Origin of the sequence: Acinetobacter sp. (genome assembly GCF_045628685.1) — a bacterium.
Lineage (GTDB): Bacteria > Pseudomonadota > Gammaproteobacteria > Pseudomonadales > Moraxellaceae > Acinetobacter.
In genome coordinates, this window is sequence record NZ_JAZQPV010000140.1 from 19,274 (window position 1) to 29,335 (window position 10,062).

Genomic DNA, 10,062 nt, shown 5'->3' on the forward strand with positions numbered 1-10,062 from the left:
CTATTATTCATATGTTGGTGCAACGGGAGAATTCATAATCACCTTGATACTATAAGCAGAAAGGCGTGATGTCTTAAAGATGTCTGACAATTCATAATTACTAGCGATGATGTCGTTCAACGCAGCAAAGAAAATTTCATTCACTTGTGAAATTTTTGCCTGATTCCAGATATCTGTCATGGTTTTGCGGGCCGCACTTTCGTCTTTGAACCATTCTTGACTTTCATCAAAGTTTAAAAAGGCGATGTAATCTGGCACCACTGTTTTTGCATTTTCGTCAATCAACGCAGTATTTAAGATGGTATGAATAATTGACGACCTGAGCAGCTCAGCTGGAGCCAAGGTTTGTTCAGGGCCAAAGCCATAGCTTGTTTGTGTACCATTTCGTTCGTCATACAACACACGGCGGATCGATGGCACGCGGTTTCCAGCTGCGTCTAACCCAACTACAGAATCAGTTAATTTTCTCCACAGATTTTCAGGCACTCGTGTCTTTTGCCCTGGGCGCATTAACGCCCATTCTGTATGAACATTTTTGAGGTTCAATTCTTCTGGGTCATCGCGGAGCGTAAAGTTTCTTGTAAACCTTAATTTAAAGGTATTGTCCTTTGTTACGATGTACGAAAGACCCGAAATTGTAATCGCGTCGTAGCGGTAATTCTTTCCATTGTCGTTCTTTAAATTTTGGAAAGTTAGAAAGTTTAGTGGGCCATCACGTAATTGCTGCGCGATAGTTTGGACAGATTGCTTTTTCCCAATTGCGGGTGTTGTTTTATTTTTCACCCAGAAGAAGTAAACATTTGATGAAAGTGACCCATCGCTATCTCTAACTGGCAAAGCCACGTATTCATAGTCTTGTTTAAATTGCTTTTGCAGAGATAAGTCATCTTTGCTATCAGGATCGAACTTTAACTCATCCAATGTTGGTTCGTACTTACGTATAATAACTGTAACTTTAGATCCATAATTGACAGATGCAACAGTGAGAACTTTACCGGCAATCGTGAATGCGGCTTTTAGTTGTGATATGCCATTTACATACACAGACACACGAGTGCTATCAAGATTTTCTTCTGAATTAAAGATCACAGGCCCACCAGTTACATTCGTCTGTGTAGCTTCTAACTTAATATTTTGCAAGAGGATCCAGTCTGACCAAGTTGTTTGGTAACGATCTACTGTTTCCATATTTCTCAAAGTCAATGGAGTTTTTGCGTATGCAACCCCGTTTTGAATCTCAGTTAAATTTCCTGAAATAGGAACAAAATCACCATAATATGGTTTCCAAGAAGAAACTGGTGGCAAACCATCCGCGTTTAGTTGCTCTTGAGATGGAACATTCCACACTCTCCATCCGTAACGCTCATCATTATCTTGAAGATCATTTGATAGATCAACATCAATGCTAGGAACGATTGGGGTAATAACGACTGCATCATGTACCACCAGGTCTGAACCAAGAACAGCTTCAATCGCCGCTCCCAGGTTTTCAATAGGGAACACGCCCGCTTGAAGTGAAGTCACTTTGATTCTAATACCAACTCCAGGTACATCTACGAGAATCTTTTGACCTGCAATCATTGCAATATTTGGCCCTGCGTCATTTGCCACAATCTGCTGTGCAACTACCGCAACTTCAACTTCACCGCTATCTGCTTTTATTACCTTTAAGTAAGAAATTGCAGTCGATGTTTCATCATATGGATTTGGAACAATTTCAATATTTGTGGAAAAGAAATCAAGTTCACCTGCAAAGGTAGATGTGCCAAGTGCCTCAACATCAACTTCAAAGCTCCCATGCGTTTGAGGAACAAATTCCTGGTTATGCATTCGTAGTGACTTGGTAAATTTATTCTCGATAAAGTACTCACTCAATGGTTTTGGATTCGCTTCATCGTTGTTCCATGCGCCAAGGTGCATTCCAGCTTGAATACCGTAATCTGCAAATGTTCCCTTATTGAGAATTGCTAGACCATTTGAAATAACCAGCTGCGCATTTGTAGACCCACCTGGGAAAGGCGGCGTTGCTCCCCAATCCACATCAGCAGGGACTGGTGAATATGACCATGCGACAGGCCGCATTTTCCAACTTCTTACACGGGAGTACGTTTGCTTATCGGCAACTTGTCCAGCTGCCTTTGTAAGAGGATCAAGTTCTGCATCACCTGCTTGTTCGGCGGCTAATGCATCATATTCGGTCGGCGGCACGCTTGACTGAACCCACTCATATACATCAATGGAAGCAAAGTCGGCTAATGTCCCCCATCGGCTAAGGCGCTCATCAAGTCCAAAGATGTTTGCATCATAGTACGGAAGATATGCGAGGTTCCTTGTGTCAAACCAAACACGACCTACCTCGGTAGCACCCCAAGGGCGGAGAGGATCATATGTGTTGTTATTAGCAACCTGCTTTGAGTAATTGTAGCGTGCAGGGTTAATATCTGAAATAATATTGATGCTTTCTATTGCCGATGGGGTGTGCTGCCCAGCGGCAGGGTGCCACATAGGAATTTCGGCAACGAGTTCATTATCAACATAATTGAAAAGTTTTACTGGATTGAAGCGTGGGCGTGCTGGCCCCTTTCCTAAAATAACCAGTGGATTTTTAATGCTTGATGTAATGGTTGATTTAATTGTCGTTGCGTTAATCTGCGTAAAACTTCCAGGCACAAGAGCATCAGCTACAAAAGGCAGCTCATAAAGTTTCCCTGGAACTGCATCAGTAATCGTGAACGATCCAACATCCTCTGCGCCAAAAGAAACATCTTGGTTCATATCATCAATTGAGAACCACCGTGATTCATTGATCACGTCAACACGGTCAAACCCCGCATCAGCCAGACTGTCATTATCAAACTGAAGTCGTGTGAACTGTGTTAAGGCATCATTTACTGAAAGCTTTAGTTCAGGGAAGGTATTCTGCCGTGCATCGCCATATTCAGCAAGCTTATAAGCCCAATATTCGTCAATCTTTGCATCTTCAAACCGGTTGTTATTGAGGTATGCATCAATCGAAAGGTTAGTGCCTTTTGCCTGGATAAGCCCTCTCCAGAAATTAAATTGCGTCTTTTCAGAGATATCAAGATCGTCAAAATATTGTTTACGGTTGAAACCTAGAAGGGCGAGAGCATGTCGAGTCGTAGTCTCATTCTCAAATGCATGATTTGAGTCATACAGATTCGCAACATTATCTGTCATTGCCTGTAGATTTTGGTGAACTTCATTTCCAACAAGAAAGTGTCCCCCAAATTCAGGCCTCATGGTACTTGTCGCTTGTTTACGTCCATTGAACTTGTATGTAGCAACGCGCGCGCCTGAGAAAGCATCGTATAAAAGCCCTGACCCTATCGATGGTTGCGCGTAGTTATTGAAAATAAATAGGTGTTCAAATTCATCTAACTGAACGTGCGCTGAGAACATTGGTGCTGTCGCCCCAAATGAAGACTGATCATTGCCGCGAATAACGTCAAGGTCTGTCTTTTTGAATTTAACCCCAAGCATATCAAATGCACCAGGATGTCCTGTGATGTCAAACAATGGGGTATCAATAAATTCTGACACCAACCCAGTGCGTTGATTGAACCAAGCGCGTTCAATAAACGGGTTTACTACATGGCCTTGGCCAATATTTAGACCAGCATAGCACCTGTCTATGAATTTTTCAATCTCAAGCTGGAAGTTGCGTTTGCGCCCAGTTTCTGCATCAATATTGAATTCGCTGTCTTTGTTGAATTCCCATCCACGGCTTTCTAGATAATTTGAGTATCCAAACAGGAAGTTGACTACGTTCTGGATCCCTGTAATTGTCAACGGAAGGTTAGTTGTGACAGTCCTATCAATCTGCGTAGGCTGATACCATACAAGATTGGTATGCGCACCCCCTAATGCATTGAAGTCGATTGCCTCTTGCGACATTGAGTAATAGGAAATTGCAGTGTGCCGCGGATTGTAACCCTCGATCCTGAATACCCAGTCCTTTCCGTCGTCAATTGGAACTAAAGAATTTTCAATTGTCTTGCTTTCTTCAAAATTTATCAAGCTGATGCGGAGCGCTTGCACCCATTCATTGCGAGCAATTTCATTACGCTTGAACAGCAGGTCAAATGCGGACACAGAAAGAGTTTCACTTTCTGTGTACACTTGAAGGTCATCTGTGGCAACAAGGCCACCAGCTCGATAACCCATGTTGACCTCCCACTCACGGAACGCAGACACTGCAAAACTTGATGAAGTATCAATTGAGGTCTCACGAAGCGCATGTGTAAACACCTGACCAAAACCAAGATAGATATGTGTTGAAGCAGGCACAAAGATGGTCGTGCCATTGGTAATCTCAAATCGGTCACCAATTCTAAATGGCTTCCCTTCATCATGGATTGTAAAAGACATTCCGCCAATTTTAGTAGGTTCGCCTTCATCTACATAACCGAGCGTCATATCACCTTGTTTCACCTCAAAGTTTTGGATTCTTCGCCCGTCGCGAACGCTGTATGCATTATAGGTCAATACTGCATTGCCTGATCCTGTTACGCTCAATGGGGATCGTTCAACTAGATTCAACTGATCACCATGCAGGCGGAAGCGCTTGTGCCCCGGCATGTTCATGTCAACGCCGTCATATAGAATCCCGTCGACTTCTACCCAATTAAATCCCCAGGCAAATCCAAGGAAAGCGAGAGGGTCATAACGGAACAAAGCACGCGCGAGAGAGTATCTAAACCCAATGCTCTTACGCCACATGGTCTCTACAGGGGAGTTTTCCCCAAAATCATACCCTAAAGACGCGCCAGGTGGAATATGATTTACAAGCGCATCGCTAGCAAGTGGGTGTTGTGCATTTACATATGGTGGAAATAGTTCATCAGTCCTTGTATTCACACTCAACCGAAGTTCAGGACGTGCGTCTTTGATATCTACCCAAAGCTGGTTACTCCAATCGCGAACCTGTTTAAATGATTGTCCTGCTGTTCTAACCCAAACTGACCCCTTATACGACCCGCTTGTGATGGTCACAAGGTCAGCCGCGGGCGCACGAGTCCAACCATTCGCGCTTACAATCCAAAGCCCATTGTTCGCCGCGCTCACTTGGTTTTGTAACAGCACAATGTTTCCATTCCCAAGTGAAACTCCGTCAATCTCGGTAATTCCCTGCAGTGGTGTGACCTCGCGCTGGGTTTGAACCGCCATTACACGAACGGGGGTGTTAGGGAAATCTTCACGCTTTGCATATGAAGTATAGGCAGTCCGTTTTTCTGGAGTTAAGCTTAACCACCAAGCATCGTGTGTTTCAAAACCCATGAGTTTCCATGGTTCTAGATTTGGTCGCTCAGTTGGAATTACTCCTGGAATCATTGACTGATGCGCTTTAAGCAACGCAAACCACCGAGCAGGCGTATACCCGGCCGGCATCACTGGCAGTTGAGCGACTGTAGCTTTGGAGTAGTTCCATGTGAATGGGTCGCTAGCAACATAATCACTCGCTAGTGGATCTAATCCATTCATCGCTGCATAAGCGAAAAGTTCTTTCTTTACTTGTTCTGTAAATTTAGGGTCATTTTTGAGTTCGTCGAAGCTATACTTACGGGCATTTGGATTTATGCCTTCATAGAGTCGTGTTTCAACCAAAAGCATCAATGAATTCAGCATGACATCATTGAAGAGGGTGGATTCATGCCCGTCATGGTGTACTAGCACCGTAATACCAAGAGCCGTATCAAACCGAACGATTGGCTTGACAAGCTCTGCCATGCCTAATTGTGGAAGAGTTGCAGGAAACCCAATTACTGGCGAAGTGGTATCGTATAAAACGGTTCGTACAGCGTTATCCCTTGCGCGAATTCTTAGAATATAATCTAAAAGATCGTTCAATTCTTCATACGTTGTGACAGACCCATTTTGCAGCTCGTACTGAACAATATTTTGTTCATAGATGTCACGAATAGAATTCAGGGCAGTTTCATACTGTCGTTGGGCCAGATCAATAATCGAAATTGGCGTCATGTCCTTCTGCATGAGAAGCGACATGAGCAGCGTTTGTTGCTCGCTCCACAGCTTGATAGACCCACCAAAGGAGTAGTCAATTGGTTGGTCTGGAAGCTGGTTCGATAATATTCCTCGGAAGTGCGAGTACAAAACACCCTCTGCAACAGGCGCACGACTTTCATTGTAAGGGTTATTGTAGAAGGTTCGTGGAATTTGCCAAGTACCTTCACCATTTAAATCTAGTGTAGGTCCACCGAAGCGGTCAAAGATGTTGTCGCTTTTATCTCGATAAACATACCGTGGCGTTTCAAGATTGGCGACACGAAAAACGAAAGTGTCGCCAATCTTAAATGATGCGTTGCCTGCCTTAATAGTGAACGATAGTTCACCATTTGAATATGCTTCTCCAACTGTCGCAATGTTCAGCGGGGACGGCAACACAGGGGTCTTAGACCCTTTGATTTCAAATGATGAATCGCTAACTGCAGTGAGAGACCATACTTGCTGCTGAGTGAAACCTTTGGCTTCAAGTTTTTCAAGTGTCCCATTTCCTTCACCTTCATATTTAACGTCAACAATCGTTGGCTTATCATATCCAGCGTGCCAGATGGATTTTAACTCGTTGTTACGCTTGATAAACAGCAACTGTCCGTTTTCATCTGCCATTCCATGGTTGAAAATGAAATCTGCAGAATCATTGGTGCTCATTTTGACACGGCGTTGAAGTTTTAAATCAACGCTTGCGGTGAGGTCCTCTTCATAATAGAAGACGGAACTTACCAACCCAGCATGAGTACCATCATATCGATAAAGATCAAATAGTGGCAGTTGACCAAATTCCGTTTTCAACTGACGATATGGAGTACCGCTATCTGATGGGCGACCATTCTTCACAAAGCTATTGAGCTGCACATCGCCAGTGTATTCTATGATTGGGCGAACAGCTTGGATTACGTCAGCGCGCGCCAAACCCATGTTCGCAAGTTCATCACCAGACACCCAGAAGTTTCCTTCTTGCCATTGATTTGTGTTGCTGACATAACCATCGATAGGCTCTATCTCTCGTTCAAAGCCAAATCCTCCACCGCCTTCAATAGAAACATACATGATGTTACGGTTGTTATCATACACCCGTGCGCCCGGCCCTTGAGTGGTCTCATCAAAGTCCCGTGCCCGCTCCCAATTTCCTGGTGATACTACATAGATGCCGTCGTCAATGACAGAATTGTTTTTAATCAAGACCCGATCGCCGGCCCGCAGCTTGACCCCATCGATTGATTGATACTCATTCAATGATTTGACGCGAGTAATTTTTCCTTTAACACCGGAAGCACCAGTAAAGTTGACAGTATAATTTCTAGTCAAAAACTCAACAGAGATTATGAATTGGTCCCCAGCAACAAATCCAGCGAGCCCAATTGCATTTCCATATTGGTCGTAAATTTGATCACGCGTGATATCAAATTCAACCAGTTTCACTGTATGTTCCTTGGCCTTTACCAGATACTGAACGTGGTCAGATTCAGTTTCAAGCTTAAACTTGGTGTTTACTGGAGAGTAAACACCAAGGCTTCCGACCGGGGTAATGGTAAACTCAGTCGGGCTCGTGAATAGAACCTTGAAACTAAGCTTGTTGAACCCAGAACCTGTCAGCACTGTGTTGGTGGTTGATGCCGCGATAACATTCAGCTTGTTCACGTCACTTGGGAGCGGTGCAGCAATCGTGTAGTATTCAGGCACCAAGTCAGGATTCCATGGCATGTTAGGAACAGCCGGAATAGCCTTTGCCACCCAGTAATAGTTGAAAAAGTTTGTGAACTTGTCAAGGTCAATTGGTGGGAGAAAGTTGTTTCCTTGTGAATACAACCATTGCAAATTCTCTGTCGAGATTCCAATTGCTTCAGCCTTACGGATCAGGTCCTCAACGGTAAAAGCATGACGCTCCGATCCCAACTTGAAGTTGAAGACGGGAATGATGGAGTTGATGTCGCGTTCAACAGATGATTGAGGAACACGTGGAGCGCGGTCATCCGGGCTTGCTGGCTTTCGCCCCACATAACCGTACAGCGGCACACTCTCATCGTGAGTAAGAAATCGATTAAAAAGATTATCTATGAGACCGGTGATGACTGGGTTCCGGAGGTTCTGCGGAACGTAGTTCGTTAGATCGTTAAATGGCAAACGGAAATCTGAGTTTTTCATACGTACCTGAATTTTGGTGAACGACTACCAGTTTTGCTCTGGCCTAGTGCTTCAATGAGCTTCTTCCTGCGTTCGTAGATAGTGATTCCATCTACAGTGCAACGTTGGGATTTTGCTTCTGCAACCTGTTGAGCATGAAACTTTTGCCAAGCAGGATTTGACGTAGTCTTGCTTCTCGCTTGCTGAATACGAGAGTTTATATCGGCCCATTCTTCTGTGCTTTTCTTCGCAAATGTTGCAAGGCGCTTTTCAACCTCTTCTGGCTTAACGACGCGACCGGCAGTGCCTTCACCACCGTCTGTCTTGTTGAAAAGTGTTCCTTTGCCGAGGTCCTCACGGCCTATCATTGCGATGAGAAGCATTTCCATCTCGCAGGCGTCGTCATCCGACTTAGCAGAGAGAATTATCGGTGAAATTGTAAAGCCTTCGCGAACTCGTTTCTTGAGCATGCGGCTCAATTGAGTGTCAGCTTTTGGATGGAAGTGGCGAGCAGGTCGTACAGACACCCCTTTACCGACATATCGAAATACGTCGGTCTTGGGGTCTTTGTAGAGGTATGTGCAGAATGCTGTCATGGTCTTATCTGATCGAGTGATCAGCTATTTATGACCATGCCATTTTCTCTGCGGGGGCCTTTTCAGGCTGTTACGTTGGTTTTCGTGTGCTGTGCTTTTTCTTCAGGATTGAAGGGCCGCACACAATCCAGACGGGAAATAGCCGAGTTGATCGAACGTACAACACCTGCGAGCAGATCTGCATTGACACTGGGCATGATGTTCTCCTAAGAAATGGTGATGTGCGGGTAGTGGATTTTTGCCCAGCTCGTTACACCCTCGAAAAGTGTTTGGCCAGGTTCAGTGTGATTAACGCATTCCCAGTATTGTTCATTGGGAAGTGCCAAAAGAAATGTACCGTAATGATCAGTGTTTTGTGCTTGAGTAAGATCGAGGTTGCTCATAATTTCTCCTGGTTGATATAGAGATTATATCATCAACCAGGAGAAATGTACACACACATATCATTCGTCCTCATCATCGTTGTGAATTTCCATCACTTCTACACGCATGGATGAAGGACGAAGAATCAGCTCGGGTTCTCGATCATCTCTGCCACCTGGGAAAGGAAGAACATTGAGGTCAAAGAGAATCATGTGGTTGGCATCGGTTCGAAGCAGTGCAGCAGGATCGTCCTCATCAACGAAGTAACGGGCATGAACGATGTTCTGCGACCAATACGAGACCCTATTCAATTTGAAGATGGCCTCTTTTCCCACTTCCCAGTTATGTCCTCTTTCAAGGAGCGTACCACGGTATAGAGCTGGATACTTTGGCAAGACGATGTTCTTCGACTTGAAGAAACTTTTAAGTGAGTTCCTGGCTTTTTCTGAAGCTTGCACCTCCTTCAATCCACACGCAGGTCCTCGATCTAGAAACTTGACAATTTGACGGCATGAGTTCTCGTCGAATGCAAAGAACTCATGCCACAGCTCACGATCTTTTGAGGTGAGCTGCGACAACGATTCATTGGTATCAACGAAGTTGCCTTTTATTTCTGATAGCTTCATTTTGACTGCCTTATGACAACAGGAGTTAAAGCTTCAACGACTTCAATATCCGACAGCTGAGCTGCTGATTGAAGAATCTCATCGAAGCCAGCCTCGACTGTGAAGAGAGAACCGAACGAGTTCGTGGAATAGACCGGCACCAACACGACAGACGCGATGTCGGCAGGCAGACGCTGGTGAATCAATGAGATCAGCTTCGTTGCGTAGAACGAATCACCAAAATCCCATCCGTCAATGTCAAAGAACGTGTTGATGACGTTCAGAATCTCTTCCTTGATTCGTTCATTGGTGAGGGTCGCCGACTGTGAGCGCAC

Annotated in this window: 6 protein-coding genes; all 6 read right to left on the minus strand. The window is 44.6% G+C overall.

Going from position 1 to position 10,062, the window contains the following annotated elements:
• Positions 1-3: 3 nt before the first annotated feature.
• Positions 4-8,184, minus strand: a complete 8,181-nt coding sequence (locus tag ACKI4H_RS18525) for a hypothetical protein (RefSeq protein ID WP_407308432.1) — start codon at positions 8,182-8,184, stop codon at positions 4-6.
• The gene (locus tag ACKI4H_RS18530; protein WP_407308422.1) at positions 8,181-8,546 is read right to left on the minus strand and encodes a hypothetical protein; all 366 of its coding nucleotides are present in this window, start codon (positions 8,544-8,546) and stop codon (positions 8,181-8,183) included. Before ACKI4H_RS18530 ends, ACKI4H_RS18525 begins: the two co-directional genes overlap by 4 nt.
• 275 nt (positions 8,547-8,821) lie before the next feature.
• Positions 8,822-8,956: a hypothetical protein gene (locus ACKI4H_RS18535; protein WP_407308424.1), complete on the minus strand. Its 135-nt coding sequence runs from the start codon at positions 8,954-8,956 to the stop codon at positions 8,822-8,824.
• Between the two features lie 9 nt (positions 8,957-8,965).
• Positions 8,966-9,142, minus strand: coding sequence for a hypothetical protein (locus ACKI4H_RS18540; protein WP_407308426.1), 177 nt, complete (start codon positions 9,140-9,142; stop codon positions 8,966-8,968).
• Positions 9,143-9,202: 60 nt separating this feature from the next.
• Complete coding sequence (locus ACKI4H_RS18545; protein ID WP_407308428.1) at positions 9,203-9,748, minus strand: hypothetical protein; 546 nt, start codon at positions 9,746-9,748, stop codon at positions 9,203-9,205.
• A partial coding sequence (locus tag ACKI4H_RS18550) for a hypothetical protein (RefSeq protein WP_407308430.1) occupies positions 9,745-10,062 on the minus strand: 318 nt, incomplete at its 5' end. The genes ACKI4H_RS18550 and ACKI4H_RS18545, both read right to left, overlap by 4 nt.

Excerpts from the sequence above, each read along its gene's own strand:
- ACKI4H_RS18540 (WP_407308426.1), bottom strand. The coding sequence starts at position 9,142 with ATGAGCAACCTCGATCTTACTCAAGCACAAAACACTGATCATTACGGT.
- ACKI4H_RS18525 (WP_407308432.1), bottom strand. The coding sequence starts at position 8,184 with ATGAAAAACTCAGATTTCCGTTTGCCATTTAACGATCTAACGAACTAC.
- ACKI4H_RS18530 (WP_407308422.1), bottom strand. The coding sequence starts at position 8,546 with ATGCTTCTCATCGCAATGATAGGCCGTGAGGACCTCGGCAAAGGAACA.
- ACKI4H_RS18545 (WP_407308428.1), bottom strand. The coding sequence starts at position 9,748 with ATGAAGCTATCAGAAATAAAAGGCAACTTCGTTGATACCAATGAATCG.
- ACKI4H_RS18535 (WP_407308424.1), bottom strand. The coding sequence starts at position 8,956 with ATGCCCAGTGTCAATGCAGATCTGCTCGCAGGTGTTGTACGTTCGATC.